Source organism: Idiomarina seosinensis, assembly GCF_044797955.1.
GTDB classification, from domain to species: domain Bacteria; phylum Pseudomonadota; class Gammaproteobacteria; order Enterobacterales; family Alteromonadaceae; genus Idiomarina; species Idiomarina seosinensis_A.
Genome location: NZ_CP085211.1, coordinates 2,430,201 through 2,449,949, shown reverse-complemented (window position 1 = coordinate 2,449,949; position 19,749 = coordinate 2,430,201). Strand labels below are relative to the sequence as shown.

The following is a 19,749-nucleotide window of genomic DNA, read 5'->3' as shown; positions in this document are numbered from 1 at the left end:
CTTATAGTAGCTCTGAAAAAGACATAAACTTTAAGTCATGGTGCTCTTGATCAAAGGCAGCCATCGGACGAGCCAAAGGCCATGGCTGACTGACTTTGAATAGCAAATATTTTTCATCACGTTTTTTATTCGCAGTGCGAGTGATTTCCTCGGTTAACGCTTGCACTGGGACTTCTTTAATAGAGTCGACGCGCCAAACATAGTTCGCTATTAATTTGGTTGCGGGCTTATTATAGGGAGCCGCAGTGACGATAAACTTCGCTTCTCTTATCTTGTGGTCAGTAATGTATTTTCGGGTAAAACCTTTTTCTTCATGGGAAAAACCGAGGCCGAGCCATTTGAAAAGGCACCATAATATCCGGGTTATCGCAGCGGATCGTCTGCAGTCGCAACTTCAGCCCAGGGTTCAGGCGTATAATAGTAGAAAAGTCTTTTTCAAAGAGTTAATGTGATAACACTAACGAGCTTTTGAACAAATCCCTCATAAAATCAGATGTATTGATGGTAATGGAGCGGCAAATTTATGGAGTAGATATGCCAACTATTAATAAACTTGTAGAGAGATTAAATCGATACCTTCCTTTCGACCCCGGTCATGATCAGATATATGAAGAGCATGCCTCTTCATCAGACTCATTCAACATAGAAACGAAAGCTTTCAGCTACTTGGTAAAAGCTTGCTCTGAAGGTGCAAACGCTATTGTGCTGACTGGTGATGCAGGACATGGTAAGACGCACTTGTGCCGCAGGTTGATCGAGCATTTTTGTTTAAGAACTGATATTCCGAAACAAGAAAGAGAGGATGAATCAAGGCGAATTATTAACGAGAAGTGTGATGGCCAACAGTCGATTTCTACATATTTAACGGGCCAGAGAAATAAATTCCGCATATTTAAAGACTTTTCAGAGCTAACAGTGGAGGTCGCCGCGGCAAGACTTGAAGAATCGCTGTCGGATTCCTCTGCAGTGACTGTTCTTTGTGCCAACGAAGGTAGGTTGAGGGCAGCTTTATCAACATCTGAGGCGGGTCCGCTAGGGAAGTCTATTCGTCACCGGTTCGAAAAGTCATTTGAGGATGGACTGTGTTCAACTGATGACTCCATTCATGTAGTAAACCTCAATTATCAATCTATAGCTGGCGAATCCGTTGATGACTCGTTGTTTAAAAAGGCGTTCAAATTTTGGTTGGACATGCGGCGCTGGAAAAACTGTGAGAGCTGTGAAAGTAAGGAGAGATGTCCAATTTTTCACAACCGAGCGTTAATTGATGAACGCGGCAAAAACACAAATGTTCCACGCTTAGAACAAGTTAATCTTTTATTTAAGACATTAGAGCGAGCAGACACCGTAATTACGATCAGAGAAATGTTGATGTTGGTGGCTTATATGTTAACGGGAGGCTTGGATTGTCAGACAGTGCATACCAAATCGGCAAGGTTTGGGTGGGCAAGACAGTACTCTTTCTATAACCTGCTATTCGAACGTCCCAGCACTCTAACTAAAGAGCAGGTCAGCTCCATAAAAACACTATCAAAGCTAAGTCGAATAGATCCCGGTGTATGTGCTACACGCTCTACAGACGACCGCCTTATTAATGAAGCAGATCTATTCCCTGCCCACCAAATAGACCTCGAGTTCAATATTTCACTTGATAAAGGGACAAGGGCATCAATAGACGCTTCGCAAGGTATTGACCAAGTTCTGATGAAAGCGTCTTCCAAAAAAGAGCGTGCAAAAGAGGCCACCATCGCCCGTGAAATTGTGAAAACCTTAAGGAGGCGGGCTTTTTTTGATGGCATCGGGTTCCAAGACAATCCATTGGAAAAGTTAGGATTCCGTTTTGGCGATCTATTTAATCGAATAATAAGTGAAAATGTCGATAAAAACGAGTTGGGTAAGCTCAAGCCAAGAGTGGTCGCAGGGTTACGGCATATTCAGGGTATTAGAGTTGGAGAGCCGAAAAACACCTTGGAGTTATTGGATCCGGCGTTTGGCCGAATGGGGGCTAACGGAGGCATATTAGCAGGAACAATACACCCTCAAAATATCAACCTTTATCCACTCGAAAAGCAGTGGGACCTTAAAGATAGTGACGATGCACTTTTCACTTCCGTTGACTGGCTTTCTAGAGCTATTGTTCTCGAGATTGCGCCCAGACGTCATGAAAAGCCAAGAAATCTTATTATGGATCTCTCCATGTTTGACTGTTTAATGAGAGCGTCTGACGGTCATGTGCCCACTGTCTTTTATCAAAACGATATAAGAAGATTTTTAGACTTTCTTGGGGAGCTGGCTGAGAGCTTAAATAACGATGAAGAAAATATTCGGGTTGTCAGCGAACTGGGGACCTTTGAGATTCTTTTGGATGAAGAGAAGAACATAGTTTACGTGGATGGGCAGTGAAAAATATGTCAAAAGGAACTGAACTAAGTAAAGGCCTGTATGGTGGAATTCTGGATATTGACAATGCAGGCTTCTCTGCAGGCGTCGAACTGCTGAACTTTATTTACGGGGTGCCTGAAGATAAAATGCTTTCACCTTCTACAGCACCCGCCCCCATAAAGCATGGCCATCACCAAGCACGGCAGCTTGCGTATGGTCTTGATGGAATAAAAGATAGAACTGGTCAGATACAAAATCTTCGGAATATGCTTCAGGGTGAGTCAGCCGAAGTTGTTTTAGGTAAACTTTTCGCAAGCCTTCAAATTCAGCCTCCGAATGTAAAACGAACAACAGATTCTGGATGGACGAGAAAGCCGTTCTTCCCTTTCACTAGTAGCCTTATTCATTGGGATATTAAAAAATCCAATGAAAATGTTGAAAGAGTATGGATGCGCGGTGGTGGAGCGCTCTTGCATAAAATTTTAAGAGACGACCCAAACAGTTCTCGCTTGGAAAATATCCGCACTGGTTTTAAAAACCTATACACGGTAGCTGGTGGATCTGCACTAGATAGACTATCGAAATTCTTTAGGAGTGAAAGTCCAAGGGTCGAGGCTGATAAACCGGATGAAATAGAAAGTAGTAGTAGAGCAAATATAGATAACTTTGAAGATGTTTATCGTGACGGCCTACTAAATATTCTCGAGCACAAGAAACTAACTACGGTCGGAAAAGTTGAAGCATTAGTAAATTGGTCGGCCATCTGGTTATCAATCATGCAATACCGAAGAAGTTGCAGTGAAGTGGAGAATAAACTTTTAAGTCCGATAGTTTGCGACTGTGCAACTTCAGCCACCTCGATTAGGCGGCTGGCTCGTAGGCAATTCCAAAATGCTTTTAGCATTATTCAAAAAGCAATCGACACCCACAATAAAGATAAGTTTTCAGAAATTAAAGCCGGACAAAAAAATAGAATCAGAGGTTTTTTCCCAAGCACGGCGTCTGCCGTTGGATTACTTAACGCATATACCGGAAACAGATACTTCACACTTAAAGTCAATGCCTTGGAAACGATCGTAGCAGCCTTGGTCCCAGCAACTGAGGAGATGCCGTTTGCCGAGTTCGTAGATCAAATTCTTTATTTAAATCTCGGCATTGTGGTGTCGCGAGGAGCTGCAAAATCCGCCGGTCTACTCGACGATTATGATGGAACGATTTTCGAGGAAAATGAAAAAGGCCTAGCAACCCAGATGAAAGCCGCGGGTCTATTGACCACCTACTCCGACGCAACACAAATGATCAGTTTCAGGAGATAAGAATGAAAATTGCTCATAACATTGTCGCCAGGGTGTTAGCGAAAACATGTTTAAAGGTAGTTAAGTTAAGACTGGACGACGCAGGTGAGTCTCGACAGACTCTAAGACTGAAAAACTTCAGTAGAGAAGTGTACCAAGAGTTCATACATGCATACGAGAAAGAATTAGTTAGAGGTGAGCTTACAGGTATCGACTTGCGCGTTCCTTATGATGCGGATGTTGTTTGTGATGATAAACTTCGGATACCAGAAAATAGCACCATTACATTGGCAAGAAATGACCAGAGCCTCAGGAAGTTAGTTTATCTTGAAACCAAGGAGGGTAGTGACTCACAAAGTACAAAAGACTTCTATACCATAAGGGATTCTGATGTCCTATTAAGTGTTGGTGAAAAAGAGCGTAACCATACAGCAGTAAAGTTTCTGGTAGACATCTCCGCGGACGAGTGCAGGTCAATATCACCCGCTAGCAGCTTGCTAATAGATTGTCTCGATGAAATAGCTACAATCCTCAGAAGCGAAAAAATAGAAATCTCAACCCCCAAGTTTGTTGCGTTTGTCTACGCATGTACTTCTGAACTTGGCAAGTCGGGCTCGCCTACCGATTTAAATAGTATAAGAAAGCTTATTGGCGGGCAATTTGCGCAAATGGATATGTTCAATGATTTGTTGTGGCATGAAAAAGAGGGGGCATTTGCGTCGAGATTAAAAGCGAACTCTTTACATGCAGATCTTGCTAAATCAGACACTCAGGAACTGGACGTTGAGAAAGAGAAAGGTAATGCGTTAAGCACAATATTCTTAGATGAACACGGTTATGAATATTCTCAAAATGAGCAAGAATATTGGCGGCAAAGATGTAGTCAGTACCTTTCCGAGCCAAGTTATGAATTAAGATCAGAAATTCCATATTTCATATTCAGCCAAGTTTTTGCAGCCAAAACAAAGGGCGTTTCTCTAGGTGATTTGGTATATAAAGAAATATTAGAAAGTGATAGAAGTCGCGAAAATGAGTTTCTTAATTTAGAGGTGAAAGAAGGTTTAAGTGCGGGCTTTACTGATGCCGCAACTGCATTTTTAGAGGCGGAGCCAGATCTTGAAGGCATACTTCCATTAAAAGACTTGTTAACAAATAAGGTCAGAAAACGCGTAGAGAGGCTTACTTCTCCAAAGTCACATGGCTTTTTTAATCCGTTAATTCAAATAGCTAGGGTCTTAACGCTCTTTGAAAATGGGGGGAGAGATAAAAGCTCTTCCTTTCAGTTAAGAGTTGTTCCTCACGAAAGGTTATCAGACAACTGTCCGACTATTGGACTTTTCAGTTTTCTATATGGCCGATTGCTTAAAGAGCTTTCTTCCTATTCAGTAGAAACAAATACAGCGGTAGAGGTTATAGTTGACGACTCTTTGACCACATTGAGAGAGATTCCTGAATTGGACGAGGACGCGGGCGAGCCGGGAGAAATACTGAAATGGGAGCGTTTAATTATCCGTTTCGAAATTTTGGAGAGACTTGATAGAGAAGAGTATGAAGTCTCAAGGTCAGAATTTTTCTCTTGGCTTCCTGAAGATGGAGATGCTGAATACTTTTTCTTATGGTGGGGGCTGGTTAAAGAAACTGGTTTTAGGGAAAGTTTAAACAATCTAGTTTTTCCTGAAGACCTGAGTATTACCCAATTTTGCGAAAGTGTGGCTTCTGGCCTTCGATATCCGGCAGATGTTATTTCCTCTGAATTATCTAAAGGAATTAGCTGCCCAAGTTTAATTGAGGACTATAAAGATATTCGAAAGGATTATCTAACCGATATTGCTCATGAAGGTTTACATTTTGATACGATTAACAATTACGTAGACTATGTAAAAAATATCTCCAGTCAAGTAAAAGCAGGCTGCGTCCCCCAAGACTCTTGGATTGAAGAGCCGTATCAGCTAATAGCTTCAGATGTCGTCATTTCAAAAAATAAAGGTGCATTTGTACTCCCATCCAACGTCGTTAAGGCTCAGTGGATTGCAGAGTACCTTAGAGCGACCTACGATCTGGCTCGCAAATCCATTGACCTAGAGATCCCTCTGAACGAAGAGAACGGAGATTTTTATTTTTCTTGGGTGGAAAACCTTAGTGGGTCTTTGCAACCAGCTACAGTAGTAGATTTCAAAGGGAACCTATATGAATCACATTCTGAAAAAGGCTGGGGCGAATATATGGTTCCAATTGAGTCTTCTTCCAATGATTTTTTCACAATATCGCCTGAATCAATATTAAACGAAGTTTGTGGCAAAGTGAGACAGTACCTTCACCATCATCCGCACAAAGTTGATGGATTATCGCTGACAGTTGTCTCTAAGCGAGATGCATCATTTTGCTCAAAACTAATAAGTTCCCTGAGAAAGGGCGAATTCGCATCAATAAAAGTAACAGTGAACCTAGTCACGTTAAAGAGTAATTTTGCAAGCGCGATGGAGCATTTTGACCAAACGGACGTCGAGAGCAGGTTCGCTCATGATGGCGCTCTGTTCCCAAGCTTAGAGTTGAGGCTTTTCGAATTTAGGACAGATTTTTCAGAATTAAAAAAACGGCTAAAAGACTTAGAAACCGATATCGCAGTCATTCCTCAGCTGCTCGAAGGAGGCGACGAGTTTCATAGGGCAGTAGCGAAAGAGGAAGCGTTGTCCTCCGAAATGAAGTTTAAGCCGCTTTATGATGCACCTGTAACAGTAAGAGATAGTGGGCGATCCAAAATTTCTGTTTTGCTGAAACCGGAAAAAAGAGATGACTTGTTAGACACTTGGTCAACTCTGGTTACTAGGCAGAAGGACTTGGCTCCAGTATCTTCTGATGGTGACGGATGTGATTATTATGAAAAGAAAATCAATTTTGAAGAACATGCTTCGCTATTCGAAGTGCTTCATGAATCATCACATTGGGTGATTACTGCTGAAAGATACTTAAAGAGAGAGCAGCTCGAGTTTTTGCGAAACAAGCCCGAAATTATATCTTTTAAGGATGGTATTGGGCTGGGCGGGAATTATTCTATAATTGTATCGTCAAGTTCAGGTAAGAATTTTATCCTGAGCCGGCTGGAGAAAAAGTTATCAGCTATTTTCAGCGATGCTGGTATAAAGTGCCCTCAATCTCTGGAATGTATTTCTCGTGGAGTTTATGAAAGTGCTCGTGAGATCACACCAGAGTTAGCGCTAGATGCATTGGGGGTTGCTCGGGTTTCCGAAGAAATACTTGGATTGTCTGTAGCTAGAAAAGCTGTTGATCAGCTGCAATCCTCAGTACCTGAGAATGGATATACAGCATGGCTGTCACTAGATTCCTATAAGGATTGGTTTAGTGGCGGAGATTCATCAACTCGAGCCGATATGCTAAAAGTTGTTTTTGATACATCTGGTACAAGGCTAAAAGTAAGCGTGATTGTGCTCGAGAGTAAGCTTCGCAAAGATCCAAATTTTGTTGAGCACGCTGTTGTTCAGGTGAAGTCTACACTGAACTTATTGGAAAACTTTTTAAGTAGTGAACAAGTCGAGCATAAACACGATTCTGAGCTATGGAGAAATCAACTTCTTAAGGCGATAAGAAACTCAGGTGATAGGGCTGTTTCGAGTTATGGGGAAGAGTCTGAAAAGTTAAAGAAATTCGATATTGTAGTAGGAGAAGCCTTTCGAAATGGCGATTATGATCTGACATTTTTGTCAGGACTTACGGTCCAGACCGTGACTTCCGGAAATTTTGACAATTCAGTCGAGCAGGACACGGACGATCCACGAATCTGGCGAATAAAAATCGGGATGAAGGGAATTGTCGATTCATTTAATAAAAATGCACCACTAGCTGAGGAGGAGCTGAGTAATATATGTTCATCCCTGATTGAAAGTTATCTTCCTAACTTTCAAGGGAGTGACCTAGTGTCTCCTGCTCCCAACTATACGCAAACCAACCCGGGTATTGATAATGAAGAGGAAGAGCTACCACATAATGAAAAAACATACCCAGTTGAGCCAGAAGTGCCATCGAGGCAACCTGAACAAAGCTATGTCGACAGCGAGACTGATCTTAAGAAGAGATATCAGCAAATACTCGACATTTTATCCAGGAGGTTAAGCCTGCCTATCGAAGCTGTTAAATGGGAAGAGCAAGCTGTTATTGAAGGCCCATCATCATTTCTCTACAGGATTAGATATGCCGGAACTAATCCAAAGGAAATTGAAGCCAAGCACGACGCGCTTAAGCTGTATCTGAAGCTTGAAGAAGACCAATCAATTCACTTTTCGATCGGGGGAGGCATGATAAATATTGATGTACCTAAGAGTGAAGATGAAAGGTATTTTGTAACTTCAGAAGATCTTTGGATAAATTTCCAGCCTGAGGCTGCTAAATTAACTGTACCAATTGGTATTGATAGATTTGGATCCAGGGTAGATATTCATTTTTCGGATAGTGATTCGCCACATTTGCTGATTGGCGGAACTACAGGAAGTGGTAAGTCTGAAGCTCTACATACTATTTTATGTGGAATGAATAAATTCTACAAACAAGCTGAAATTGAACTTCTGCTCATAGATCCTAAAGGCACCGAAATGGAGATGTATCAGGATTCAGCGTTCGTTAAAGAAGATATTGCCATGTTTGAAGATGAGGCAATGCATTTACTTCAAAAAGCAGTTAAAGAAATGCAGTCGAGATTTGTTGCATTTAAAGCACTTACACGAGAAAAGCGACAACGAATTCCTGACTTAGCTACATTTAATCAGTTCTCAGAAACAAAGCTACCTTGGATGGTTGTAGTGGTAGACGAGTATGCGGATATAACAGCTGAGAAGTCTTTTAAGAAAGAGTTCGAGGATGTGGTAAAACGTATAGCCCAGAAAGGACGCTCAGCAGGTATACATTTAATAGTCGCAACGCAAAAGCCTTCAGCAGAAGTTATTAGCACTTCTTTGAGATCAAATTTACCAGCTCAAATTGCCCTCAGAGTTAAGGGGTACAACGAAAGTAAGGTAATTATCGAACAATCTGGCGCAGAAGCGTTGATAGGTAAAGGAGATTCGATTTTCAAATCTCAAAGTGCTACACGCCGAGTACAGTGTGGCAGAGTAGCAGATATTAGTAAGGCACTGAAAAATTCGTCAGGCGTTTAAAAGATTAGTTTGAGGGTAACTAGCTAGACTGTCACCGGCAATGTAAAACTGACCCACTAACGGCAATTTAAAATTGACCCACCTGAGGCACAATTGTAATCCCCCCATTTTCAGCAGCAGTTATTCGTAGAATTAGTGAACCGCTTGCGTTAAATATTTGGGCGGGATGCCGCCAATGGCCGTATTCGGCCTTTCGTTGTTATAAATCCAAAGCCACTCAGTAGCAAGTTTTTGTGCCTGCTCAACGCTCTCGAACATGTGTAAATCCAGCCATTCATGACGAACTGTTCGGTTAAAACGTTCGATGTAAGCATTCTGAGTGGGCTTGCCGGGCTGGATATAAAGCAGCGTTATTTTTTGCTTCTCTGCCCAACTTGTTAACTCGGCCGAGATATACTCTGGCCCATGGTACCTATTGAGTATCGCTCTTTAACAAATAAAGCTGTAAAGAATGTCAGCCATTTTCTATTACTTGTAATGACCAATCAACAAGTGGAGAAACAACAATGGCTGACATCTCACACAATAGTACAAATGACACATTGATTGCACTGGATATTGCTAAAAAGCACCACGATGCGCTCATTCAATTACCGTCGGGTAAAACCATTTCAGTGCGTATTACCAATACGTTAGAGGGCTATCAGCGGCTACTTTCGCTTGCAAAGGTTGAACCCTCCAGGATTATTGTTGGGTTTGAGCCAACGTCTGATTATCATCGCAATATCGCGTACTGGCTAAGTTGTTACCGGCAGTGTAAAAATGACCCCCTAACGGCAACTGAAAATTGACCCCCTGAAGTAAACTAGCGGTTTTGCTCAAGAGGCCGCTTTCGATGTTAACTCAGGAGATGGTTGTGACCATTAAAGTACTCAAACACCAAGGTAAGTCGATTAAAGGGATAGCGCGCGAAACCGGCCTGGCCCGCAACACCGTTAAAAAATATCTGCAGCAAACTGAGAGTGCGCCGGTGTACCAACGCAGTGTTGTGCGGCCGAGCAAGCTTGACCCCTTCAAAGACTATATTCAGTCGCGAATCAAAGCCGCTCATCCAGATTGGATACCAGCAGCCGTGCTCTACGAAGAGATACTGGCTCGTGGATACCAAGGAAAAATCAGGATACTCAGTGAGTATGTCGCCACGTTTAAACCAAAGCAGGCTGCCGATCCACTAGTACGTTTTGAAACCGAGCCAGGTAAGCAGCTACAGGTAGATTTCACCATTATTCGCCGTGGAACCCACGCACTAAAAGCCTTCGTGGCGACGCTGGGTTATTCACGTGCAAGTTATGTCAGGTTTTATGATAACGAGCGCACAGAAGCCTGGATCGACGGCCTTGAGCATAGCTTCGACTTCTTCGGTGGTGTGCCACACGAAGTGCTTTTCGATAACGCTAAGACCATCATGATTGAGCGAGACGCTTATTCAGACGGAGAGCATCGCTGGAACCCGAAGCTTCTATCAACTGCTCAGGACTTCGGTTTTAATCCGCGCGTTTGTCGTCCCTATCGGGCGAAAACTAAAGGCAAAGTTGAGCGCTTTAACCGTTACCTTAAATCAAGCTTCGTTGTGCCGCTGCAGGCTACTTTAAGAACCTCAGGCTTACGCCTAGATGTGCAGACCGCGAATGGCTATGTCGGTCGCTGGCTGACGCAGGTGGCAAATGCACGAGTACATGGTACGACCGGAGACGTCCCAAACCAGCGCTTAATAATGGAGCAAGAGGCGTTATTGCCGTTGCCGGTGAAGATCGGCAGCGTGTACCAGCCTCAAGCATCGCGTTGCGTGCCAACCCCTTACGAGAGCCTGCAGCATCCGCTCAGTGTCTATGACCAGATGTTGCGAGGTGGCCATGAACTTACAGTCTGAGCGCATTGCCGATGCTTGCCGGCAACTTGGTTTATACGCCTTGCCCGAAGCTTGGCCATCGATAGCTGAGCATCACATCGCCCAAGAGGGCTCGTATGCGGACTTCATCGAGAAGCTCTTAGCTGAAGAGCTTAAAGCCAAAACACAACGCACCAAGGCGACTCTGCTCAAGTTCGCTGGCTTACCAAACATAAAAACGCTTGAGGAGTATGATTTTAACTTCGCCAGCGGCGTACCCAAAGCACAGCTGACAGAGCTGTCTGGCCTGAGCTTTATCGAACGGCATGAGAACGTAGTAATGCTCGGGCCAAGTGGCGTGGGTAAAACGCACCTGGCCATTGCGCTTGGGTACAAGGCCATCATGGCCAGCACGAAAGTGCGCTTTATAACCGCGGCAGATCTGATGCTGCAACTGGCGACAGCGCATAATCAAGGCAAGCTAAAAACGTACCTACAGCGCGTTGTAATGAGTCCAAAGTTGCTCATCATCGATGAAATCGGCTACCTACCGTTCGGCCGCGAGGAAGCAAATCTGTTCTTTAACGTGGTAGCAAAACGCTATGAACGCGGCAGCACATTACTGACCAGCAACTTACCGTTTAGCCAGTGGGCAGGTGCATTCGCGAACGACACAACATTAACAGCCGCGATGCTAGACCGCCTGTTGCACCATTGCCATGTGATTCAAATTAGTGGTGAGAGCTATCGGTTGAAGGACAAAAAGAAGATAGGTATTGCACCGATACTCGGTGAAATTTAACCCCAAGGGGGGTCAAAATTAGATTGCCGAATTAACCCCAAAGGGGGTCAAATTTAAACTGCCGTTGACAAGTCAGCAAGGAGTCAACTGTCATTTAGTATCGTCGTTATCATGTGCCCGAGCAAGAGAAATGCTTTATAACACCTGGGACAAGAATGACCGCAAAGATAGCAAAGTTATCCTTTACCTACTCGCATCCGGGTTGTCTAAACCGTTTTACGATCCTCTGATAGCAAGCACTATGGATATTCAGGAGATATCTAATACCTATCATCAGATAACAATTGCCAGGACGCGTTGCTTGAATAGTTTAGTAAATCATTACTTAACTCTTTATTTTCCTGAGGCCGAGCAATTTCTACATGCCTCGAGGGCTGAGTGGTTTTGTCAATTTTTACTAAAATTTCCAACACCACTAGCGATAACTCGTTATAAGCAACAAACATTCGTTAAACGTGCCTGGGATATCATTGGCCGCAAGCAGTACAAGCAGCAGTTTCTTGAACACTTATATGACATAGCTCGGGAGTTGTTAATGGCCAACTAAACTGACCCACTTTCGGCCATTAATTTTGATCCACTTTTCGTGGCTTCGGCCATATTTTTCTGTACCGTTCTCAGCTCAACTAGCAAAGCGGGGACGGCACGTTGAAGGAGTGGACAGTGATACACAAAATAAAAGCGATGCACGACAAAGGCCGGGGGCTATCAATTCGTGCAATTAGCCGTGAGTTGGGTATTTCGCGCAACACCGTGAAAAAATATTTAACGATGGACGTTCAAGGCATCAGCGTCATGATGGAAGATACCTCGCGTGAAAAGTGGCTTGATGCCTATCGTGATTACCTGATTAACCAGCTTAAAGATTACCCCAAGTTGTCCGCAGTAAAGCTTATGCGCCGCTTAACCAGAAAGGTTGGTAAATTACCGATCTCTGAGCGCAGCATGCGCCGTTACGTACAAAATCTAAAAGCAGAGGTTGCTGTCGGTCAGTATCGTTATTATGAACCGATCATCGAAACTGTTCCCGGTGTGCAGTGCCAGGTCGATCCCGGCGAGCTTCGTGGCGTACTCATAAATGGTAAGCCACACACGGTTTACTTTGTTGCATTTGTGCTCTCATACAGCCGCCTTATGTATGTAGGCCTTTCCTTGCAGCCCCTGAATACGCAGCGCTTTATTGAGATGCATGACGAAGCGTTTCGCTACTTCGGCGGTGTCACCGAAGAGTGCGTTTACGACCAAACTAAGTTGGTGGTACTGAGCGAAGAATATCGCGAGCTCAAACTCAATCAACGCTTCGCGCATTATGCCACGGCGGCATCATTCCATATTCATGCTTGTGAGGGCTTTGATCCGGAGAGCAAAGGTAAGGTTGAAGCAGCAGTTAAATACGTCAAACAAGACTGCCTGTATGGTGAGTCGTTCCGCAGTGAAGCAGAGCTTCGGGCTTATACCCTTGATTGGCTGAATGAAGTAGCCAACATCCGAGTGCATGGCACCACCAAAGAGCGGCCGCAGAGCTATTATGACCGCTCGGAGCGGTCATTCATGAACCACTATAACGCAGCGATGGGCAGTTTAGACAACACGCCCATGCAAACACGAAAAGTCGACAAAACGGGGTTGATATCCTGGGTCTCGAACAAGTACTCGGTGCCTATGGAATGGCAACAAAGCCGGGTTGGTGTCAGTGAGGCCAATGGCCAACTGCTCTTGCTCGATCCTGCCACCAGTGAGCTTATTGGCCAGCATACTGTCAGCCTTGATAAAGGTCTTATTATCAAAAACCGTGACCATTACCGCGATAAAACTCAGGCGGCAGAAGCGCTTGAAGCATGTCTCAATGAACGTCTCGGTATCGATGTTGGCTGTGCAATTGCGGCACAGTTCAAAGTAACCATGCCTCGGTTTTATAAAGACCAATTACGCGGTGCTCTGGATGTATTAAAGCACTACGGAGAATTGCCCGAGGCACTTACAGCTCACTTGCTCGAGCGTGAAGACTTAACCGCCAGCAAGATGCGTGACCATATCGATGCATGGCTCAGCGCCGAGCAGCGCGGGCGTATGGCTGATGATGAGGCGGATAGTCCGGTGAGCATCGACTTAAGTATGTACCGAGGCATCAGTCATGTTAACGCGCAGCGGAGCCTATCGTGAACCAGTTAGACAATATCGCTAAGCAGCTTCGTAGCCTACGGCTGGGTGCAGCAGCAGGCCAGTTGGCCACTCTGGTGGCCACGGCTGAAGCCAATGAAGAGTCCTATTTAAGCTTCGCCGAGTCGTTAGTATCGCATGAAATCACTCAGCGCAACGTAAACCGAATAAAACGCCATTACAAACAAGCGCAGTTCCCAAAAGAAAAGCGTCTCGACTTATTTGATTATCGGCACCAGACCACAGTAACCAAGCGTCAAATCAATGGGTTACTTGACTTTAGCTTTATCGATGAACGCAACAACGTCATTTTTATTGGCCCTCCGGGTGTGGGAAAGACCCACCTGGCCATTGGGATCGGTCATGAGGCAATCCAGGCCGGATACAAAGTTCTGTTCAGAAACGCATTAACGCTGGTAGAAGAGCTTGAACTTGCCGAAATGAAAGGCGAACTGAAAAAGCGGCTCACACAGCTAAGCAAATATGACCTCATTATCATTGATGAGCTGGGTTACTTACCTATGTCGAGGCAGTCGCGTTACAACTTGTTCCAGCTAATCAATAGCTTGTACGAGTATCGGTCTATCATCTTGACGACGAACAAAGATTTTACCAGTTGGGGTGAGTTCTTCCATGATGACAATGTTGCAGTACCGATCATCGACCGGATCATCCATCACTCACACATATTTATGCTTGGAGGAGAAAGCTATCGACTGAAGGAAAAAGTCAGCAAAACCTGATCGCAGGTGGGTCAATTTTATTGGCCAAAAGTGGATCAAAATTAATGGCCATTGACAGCTTTTTTATACTTAACCAAAAATCATGAAACATTTACCGTCCCGTTTATTAGCGCTTAAATCTCTTCATTCATCACCGCAACAACATCAATTTCAAATTTATCCTTGATTTCTTCAATTAGGCGGGTCGCCAGTTTCTGCAATTCTTTGAGAATCTGATCATCTAGTAGAGCTTCTAATTGCTTACGTTTGCGCTTCGAAATTTCACCACCGTTTTGAATAATAATCGACAAAACCATATCAATTTTATTATTCGGCAAATCCGCATTTTCGTTGATAGATTTTTTCAAACAGTCGAAAACGGTAAGTAAGCATACTTCTTTTAGTAGATCATCGGAGATGGCTGTATCCATCATCTCGTATACAAACTTTACATGTTCGGTGTAGTCCGGAAAGCGATACATGTAATCAATATCATTATTGATTATGATTCTATTGGAATTATCGAATTCATAATCCAACATCGCCATTATTGGTACTGAAATGGTTTCAAGAACCTGGTCGTATTTTTGTTGGTTCTTTAAGATCGCAGCAGATATCGGAATAATAAACTTATGCTCTGGTTCTCGATGCTTCATGACGTCATGAATCAGATAGCGATGAATGCGACCATTTCCATCGTCAAATGGGTGAATATAAACTTCACCGAATGAGATCAAAGTTGCGTGGAATAATGGGGGAACTGAGCCATCGATCATCAAGTTTTCGTGTAGCTTGAATAGTCCATTCATCATACTTGCTACGTGTTCTTGTTTCGCACCAACGTAATGAACATCTTCATCTCGATTCCCAAACCGTTGAATCGTTGTACCAACATAAATTTCCGATTCACGGTAATCTATCGCTTTAAACTTCTCATCCACAATTTGATTCTGAACGTTGATGAGCGAATGCTTGTTCAACTCATATAAGCCAACATTTTTTATCGCATTCAGGAATCTTTGCATTCGCTGTCGATTTGGCTTTTCTCTTTCTATCTCCGTCGATGACTTTGTTTCTTTTGTATAAAGGTAATTAACTGATCGCCCAATCACATCAACTGATAGCTGCTCTCCGATGCGCTGCATTTTCGCAAATGCAGTTTTATAAACGTCAGCCTCATCAAGCTGACTTATCTCAGTTGTTTTTCGGATCGTCGGACAAAAATCAGGTGTACCTAGCGCGTTGTTAATAACCCGTGTTCTTTTATCTTTCTGCCCATTTCCCAGGGTGTAGTAGAACTCGTCCTCAAATAACTTTATATAATTCGACGACTTTAAGTCCGGGATGTCAAGTTTCTGTCCAGTTAGCCATTCGTACAGAAACCAGAGCACTCGATTATATTGACTTGTCGGTTTATCTAAAATAAACGCCGTAAATTCAGTCACATTAATTTTTTTATAAATTGCCGCAAAGAAATGTAATCTAATGCCTTGGTTTTTTATTGCCGCATGCATCTGCGAATAGGGGTTATCATCGTATTTTAGATGGCCAGGAATCACCTTTCGCTTGCTCCCACCATACTGGATCAACTGTTCTTTTTCGGCATTTGGGTCCTGATAAACCTCCACCCCGAGCTTTGGTAGACGTAGATCGTAATGCAGATTAAGGTAAGCATATCCAACTGGTTTCATAGCAGTCCTTTACTTCTCGCCAAAAAGGTCTTATCTTTAGTCAACGTTTATGTATACGATATGATAACTGATTTAACGGAAAAATCATTACATTTTAGATTTTTCCGTTACAAAAAAAGAATTAGACTTGAAAACAAGGTATTGTAATTACAAAATTGGTTTTACACATACAAATCAATCTTTCTTGTTGAATTTTGGAATTTTAGTTACTTTAAGTCGCGCCAAACCAGTGGCTCAATCACATCCGCAACCTTCTGGTGCGCCTGCCGCCGCTCCTCGTAGTAATCATACCGGTCGTAAATACCTTCTACGCCCTTTAGGCTGTGGTTTATCGCACGTTCGCCAACTGCGCCACTGAAACCTAAAGCAGATACCTGGCTTCGGAACGTTCGCCGCAGATCGTGCACATTAAAGAACCAGGAATAAGCAAACAGAAAGGTAATTATCCATACCGAAGCGGTCCATATGCTTTCGGAAAATTGCAGTCGCACTTTTAACTTCATCAAGCGATAGTCCCCGGTCCCGTGATTTCTCCACACCACCGACATCATTCGCGAGCATCGGCCAATCCCATAAATGGGTACTTACCCAAGGTCATTTCACGACGCTTGCCATGGACAGTGTAACGATACGACCAGCAAGAATGACCGCTTTTAGGCACTACAAAAAAGCCCTTTATTTAAAAGGGCTTTGGAAGCATCAGGAAAATAAAAAACAATCAGCGGAAAATTACTCGATATTCTGGATCTGCTCACGCATTTGCTCAATTAAAACCTTGAGATCTACCGCGGCGGCAGTGATTTCTGAACTGATCGATTTTGATGACAGGGTATTGGCCTCGCGGTTGAACTCTTGCATCATAAAGTCGAGTCGGCGACCGCAGGGGCCGCCTTTTTTGAGAATTTTGCGGCCTTCTTCAACGTGGGCATCCAAGCGGTCAAGTTCTTCAGCAACGTCGACTTTTTGCGCCAGCATGATCATCTCTTGCTCAACACGTTGTGAGTCCAGTTCGATTTTTACTTCGTCAAAACGGGCCAGTAAGCGCTCACGTTGCCAGGCCATGACGTCGGGCATACGCTTGCGGACAAATGCCACCTGCTCAGCGACACCATCCAGACGCTCTTGCAGCATGCGCTCTATAGCGGCGCCTTCGCTCTTGCGGTTATCAATGAAATCGGCTGTCGCTTTATCTAACGCTGCCAGAACTTCTTTTTGCAGGCTGTCCATATCCTGCTCCCGGGCTGCGACCACACCTGGCCACTTAAGCACATCAATCGGGTTTATCTGACCGGCTGCAGCGTGCTGACTCACCCACTTAGCGCTGGCAATAACGCTTTTGGCAAGCTCTTCATTAATTGATAACTCTGACTGCTCGCCATCCTCTATCTGTAAGTGCAATTTGCACTCAACTTTGCCGCGCTGTAGTTTTTTCCGGAACTGTTCACGCAACGAGTTTTCTAACGATCGGAAGCTCTCCGGTAACCGAAAATAAGTTTCTAAAAAGCGTTGGTTTACCGAACGGATTTCCCATACGGCAGTACCCCAGTCGGCTTTATGTTCGAAGCGGGCGTAGCCCGTCATGCTTTGGATCATTTCACTTTCCTTATCAATCGGCTTAGCGCTTTGCGTGTTGCTCACGGTTCTTTTGTTTCTGCTCTGCGTTTTTCTTTAGCATTAAATAAACGGCACCACGCCCGCCGTGAGGTCGTTGTGCGCTATGAAAGGCTAAAACTGGCGGCATCTCCCGCAACCACTTATTTACATAGCTTTTAATAAGCGCGGGGTGTGGCTTTGAATGTTTACCCTGACCATGAATCACTAAGGCTGTCCGGATACCTGCTTTATAGCAGTCCTGAACAAAGTTAAACACGGCTGTCCGCGCTTCACGCAAGGTATGGTGGTGCAAGTTTAAGCTGGCTTCCATGGTATAGCGGCCTTGTTTCAGGCGCTTAAACACACCGGTCTGAACGCCGTCCCGATGAAATTCAATCACTTCATCGGGTTCAACCAAATCAACATATTCGGTTGAGAGGAAGTTCACATTTTCCTGCTCTTCGGCCTCAGCAGCGCGACGCCGCTCTTTTTGTGCCAAAGTGGGCTCAAAAGCGGTGCGAATGTCAGCGACTTCTTCACCCACCAAGGGTGTGACGTCGTTCATTTCCTGACGAAATAATTCAAATTCCTGGTCGTCTGAACGCGACATACTGCCTCCCGTTCACAATGGATCGTATACAGTGTAATACGATAACCTCGCTTAAGCGATCCATAAGCAGATCGAATTTGTTACAATAGCCCGCTAACACCCTTTACCCTATGCCAAAACAGGAGATGCTATGCGTCCAAGTGGCCGTACTGCGCAACAAATTCGTCCGATAACCATTACCCGCAATTTTACCCGCCACGCCGAGGGTTCAATTCTGATCGAATTTGGCGACACCAAGGTGCTCTGCAATGCCAGTGTCGAAACGGGGGTTCCGCGTTTCTTAAAGGGTAAAGGCCAGGGCTGGGTGACTGCTGAATACAGTATGTTGCCACGCTCTACCCATACCCGTTCTCAACGTGAAGCGGCTCGCGGCAAACAAGGCGGACGCACCATGGAGATCCAGCGACTGATTGCCCGCTCTCTGCGCGCTTGTATCGACCTTAAGGCTCTGGGTGAAAATACAATTACACTTGACTGCGATGTGTTGCAAGCCGATGGCGGCACGCGCACGGCTTCCATTACAGGAGCTTGTGTCGCTTTAGTTGATGCGTTGAATTATATGCGCAGCAAAGGCCTGGTAAAAGTTAATCCGCTGAAAGAAATGGTTGCTGCTATCTCAGTCGGCATTGTTGATGGTCAGGCTGTCAGTGATTTAGATTATCTGGAGGATTCGGGCGCCGAAACTGATATGAACGTGGTTATGACCGAGGCCGGTAAGTTTATCGAAATTCAGGGTACTGCCGAGGGTGAAGCCTTTAGTTACGAAGAAATGCAAAGCCTGGTCGACATTGCCCGTCACAGTATCAAAGAGTTGATTGACATCCAGAAGTCCGCTTTGGCTTAAGGGTTAATAGTAATGAAAGATTATCAAAAACAGTTTATCCAGTTTGCGATCGCCCGGGGTGTGCTGAAATTTGGTGAGTTCACATTAAAATCAGGTCGCATCAGTCCGTATTTTTTTAATGCCGGTTTATTTAACCAAGGCTCCGACCTGGCAAAGTTAGGTCGTTTTTATGCCTCTGCATTAGTGGATTCCGGTGCTCATTTCGATGTTCTGTTTGGTCCGGCGTACAAGGGCATTCCAATCGCTGCCGCAACAGCAATCGCTCTTTATGATAACCACCAAAAAGATACGCCTTATTGTTTTAACCGCAAGGAACAAAAGCAACATGGCGAAGGCGGCAATCTGGTAGGGGCTGAACTAACCGGCCAGGTTATGTTAGTCGACGATGTCATTACAGCCGGCACTGCTATTCGTGAGTCAATGGAAATTGTAAACGCCAGTGGCGCCAGCCTGGCGGGTGTTCTGATTGCTCTCGACCGGCAGGAGAAAGGGCAGGGTGAACTATCGGCTATTCAGGAAGTTGAACGGGACTTTGATGCCAGCGTAATTGCCATTGTCAGTCTGAGTGACATTATAGAGTTCTTAAAAGACGACCCGAACTTTAAGCAACATCTACCTAAAGTTCAGGCCTATCAGCAAGCTTACGGCGTCGCCTAG

Annotated in this window: 15 protein-coding genes and 3 pseudogenes; 11 read left to right on the top strand and 7 right to left on the bottom strand. The window is 44.4% G+C overall.

The features are described from left to right. Window position 1: 1 nt before the first annotated feature. On the bottom strand, window positions 2–166 hold the full coding sequence (locus LG288_RS11590) for a hypothetical protein (protein ID WP_404400714.1): 165 nt from the start codon (window positions 164–166) through the stop codon (window positions 2–4). 368 nt (window positions 167–534) lie between these two features. Here LG288_RS11590 and LG288_RS11585 point away from each other — a divergent pair, with 368 nt between their 5' ends. Genes LG288_RS11585 through LG288_RS11575 form a run of 3 tightly spaced genes read left to right on the top strand, consistent with a single transcriptional unit; the run spans window position 535 to window position 8,842 of the window. Further along, entirely contained in the window at window positions 535–2,403 is a 1,869-nt protein-coding gene (locus LG288_RS11585) for a hypothetical protein (protein WP_404400712.1), read from the top strand. Continuing rightward, window positions 2,400–3,698: a hypothetical protein gene (locus LG288_RS11580; protein ID WP_404400710.1), complete on the top strand. Its 1,299-nt coding sequence runs from the start codon at window positions 2,400–2,402 to the stop codon at window positions 3,696–3,698. The genes LG288_RS11585 and LG288_RS11580 overlap by 4 nt, the downstream gene beginning before the upstream one ends. 2 nt (window positions 3,699–3,700) lie before the next feature. Further along, window positions 3,701–8,842 (top strand): FtsK/SpoIIIE domain-containing protein, encoded by a 5,142-nt coding sequence (locus LG288_RS11575; protein WP_404400708.1) that lies wholly within the window; start codon window positions 3,701–3,703, stop codon window positions 8,840–8,842. A 132-nt stretch (window positions 8,843–8,974) separates the two neighbouring features. On the opposite strand, the pseudogene LG288_RS11570 reads toward LG288_RS11575, so the two are convergent. Beyond that, window positions 8,975–9,250, bottom strand: a pseudogene (locus LG288_RS11570) (integrase core domain-containing protein); the annotation flags it as partial. A gap of 98 nt (window positions 9,251–9,348) precedes the next feature. Between LG288_RS11570 and LG288_RS11565 the strand changes: the two are divergent. The 6 genes and pseudogenes from LG288_RS11565 (at window position 9,349) to istB (LG288_RS11540) (ending at window position 14,375) form a co-directional block, all read left to right on the top strand. Further along, on the top strand, window positions 9,349–9,633 hold the full coding sequence (locus LG288_RS11565) for a transposase (RefSeq protein ID WP_404400706.1): 285 nt from the start codon (window positions 9,349–9,351) through the stop codon (window positions 9,631–9,633). Between the two features lie 44 nt (window positions 9,634–9,677). Continuing rightward, complete coding sequence (gene istA / locus LG288_RS11560) at window positions 9,678–10,712, top strand: IS21 family transposase (RefSeq protein ID WP_404400704.1); 1,035 nt, start codon at window positions 9,678–9,680, stop codon at window positions 10,710–10,712. Beyond that, entirely contained in the window at window positions 10,696–11,472 is a 777-nt protein-coding gene (gene istB / locus LG288_RS11555; protein WP_296052982.1) for an IS21-like element helper ATPase IstB, read from the top strand. Before istA (LG288_RS11560) ends, istB (LG288_RS11555) begins: the two co-directional genes overlap by 17 nt. A gap of 73 nt (window positions 11,473–11,545) precedes the next feature. Further along, window positions 11,546–12,001, top strand: a pseudogene (locus LG288_RS11550) (IS110 family transposase); the annotation flags it as partial. Between the two features lie 134 nt (window positions 12,002–12,135). Beyond that, on the top strand, window positions 12,136–13,635 hold the full coding sequence (gene istA / locus LG288_RS11545; protein ID WP_404400552.1) for an IS21 family transposase: 1,500 nt from the start codon (window positions 12,136–12,138) through the stop codon (window positions 13,633–13,635). After that, window positions 13,632–14,375 (top strand): IS21-like element helper ATPase IstB, encoded by a 744-nt coding sequence (istB, locus tag LG288_RS11540; RefSeq protein WP_404400554.1) that lies wholly within the window; start codon window positions 13,632–13,634, stop codon window positions 14,373–14,375. The genes istA (LG288_RS11545) and istB (LG288_RS11540) overlap by 4 nt, the downstream gene beginning before the upstream one ends. 113 nt (window positions 14,376–14,488) lie before the next feature. Here the strand turns inward: istB (LG288_RS11540) and LG288_RS11535 are convergent, their stop codons facing one another. The 5 genes and pseudogenes from LG288_RS11535 to smrA all read right to left on the bottom strand — a co-directional run bounded on the left by LG288_RS11535 (window position 14,489) and on the right by smrA (window position 18,248). Then, complete coding sequence (locus LG288_RS11535) at window positions 14,489–16,045, bottom strand: Fic family protein (RefSeq protein ID WP_404400702.1); 1,557 nt, start codon at window positions 16,043–16,045, stop codon at window positions 14,489–14,491. Window positions 16,046–16,251: 206 nt separating this feature from the next. Further along, window positions 16,252–16,458, bottom strand: a pseudogene (locus tag LG288_RS11530) (integrase); the annotation flags it as partial. A 134-nt stretch (window positions 16,459–16,592) separates the two neighbouring features. Then, on the bottom strand, window positions 16,593–16,706 hold the full coding sequence (locus LG288_RS11525; RefSeq protein ID WP_404400700.1) for an Arm DNA-binding domain-containing protein: 114 nt from the start codon (window positions 16,704–16,706) through the stop codon (window positions 16,593–16,595). Window positions 16,707–16,774: 68 nt separating this feature from the next. Next, a complete protein-coding gene (locus LG288_RS11520; RefSeq protein ID WP_404400698.1) occupies window positions 16,775–17,638 on the bottom strand; it encodes a YicC/YloC family endoribonuclease in 864 nt (287 codons plus the stop codon). Window positions 17,639–17,660: 22 nt separating this feature from the next. Further along, window positions 17,661–18,248: a DNA endonuclease SmrA gene (gene smrA / locus LG288_RS11515; protein WP_404400696.1), complete on the bottom strand. Its 588-nt coding sequence runs from the start codon at window positions 18,246–18,248 to the stop codon at window positions 17,661–17,663. 130 nt (window positions 18,249–18,378) lie between these two features. Between smrA and rph the strand changes: the two genes are divergently transcribed. Continuing rightward, a complete protein-coding gene (gene rph, locus LG288_RS11510) occupies window positions 18,379–19,092 on the top strand; it encodes a ribonuclease PH (protein WP_404400695.1) in 714 nt (237 codons plus the stop codon). Between the two features lie 12 nt (window positions 19,093–19,104). Continuing rightward, window positions 19,105–19,749 carry an orotate phosphoribosyltransferase gene (gene pyrE, locus LG288_RS11505; RefSeq protein ID WP_404400693.1) on the top strand — a complete coding sequence of 215 codons (645 nt, stop codon included), beginning with the start codon at window positions 19,105–19,107 and terminating at the stop codon, window positions 19,747–19,749.

Excerpts from the sequence above, each read along its gene's own strand:
- LG288_RS11585 (WP_404400712.1), top strand. The coding sequence starts at position 535 with ATGCCAACTATTAATAAACTTGTAGAGAGATTAAATCGATACCTTCCT.
- LG288_RS11575 (WP_404400708.1), top strand. The coding sequence starts at position 3,701 with ATGAAAATTGCTCATAACATTGTCGCCAGGGTGTTAGCGAAAACATGT.
- LG288_RS11565 (WP_404400706.1), top strand. The coding sequence starts at position 9,349 with ATGGCTGACATCTCACACAATAGTACAAATGACACATTGATTGCACTG.
- istA (WP_404400704.1), top strand. The coding sequence starts at position 9,678 with ATGTTAACTCAGGAGATGGTTGTGACCATTAAAGTACTCAAACACCAA.
- istB (WP_296052982.1), top strand. The coding sequence starts at position 10,696 with ATGAACTTACAGTCTGAGCGCATTGCCGATGCTTGCCGGCAACTTGGT.
- LG288_RS11535 (WP_404400702.1), bottom strand. The coding sequence starts at position 16,045 with ATGAAACCAGTTGGATATGCTTACCTTAATCTGCATTACGATCTACGT.
- LG288_RS11520 (WP_404400698.1), bottom strand. The coding sequence starts at position 17,638 with ATGATCCAAAGCATGACGGGCTACGCCCGCTTCGAACATAAAGCCGAC.
- smrA (WP_404400696.1), bottom strand. The coding sequence starts at position 18,248 with ATGTCGCGTTCAGACGACCAGGAATTTGAATTATTTCGTCAGGAAATG.
- rph (WP_404400695.1), top strand. The coding sequence starts at position 18,379 with ATGCGTCCAAGTGGCCGTACTGCGCAACAAATTCGTCCGATAACCATT.
- pyrE (WP_404400693.1), top strand. The coding sequence starts at position 19,105 with ATGAAAGATTATCAAAAACAGTTTATCCAGTTTGCGATCGCCCGGGGT.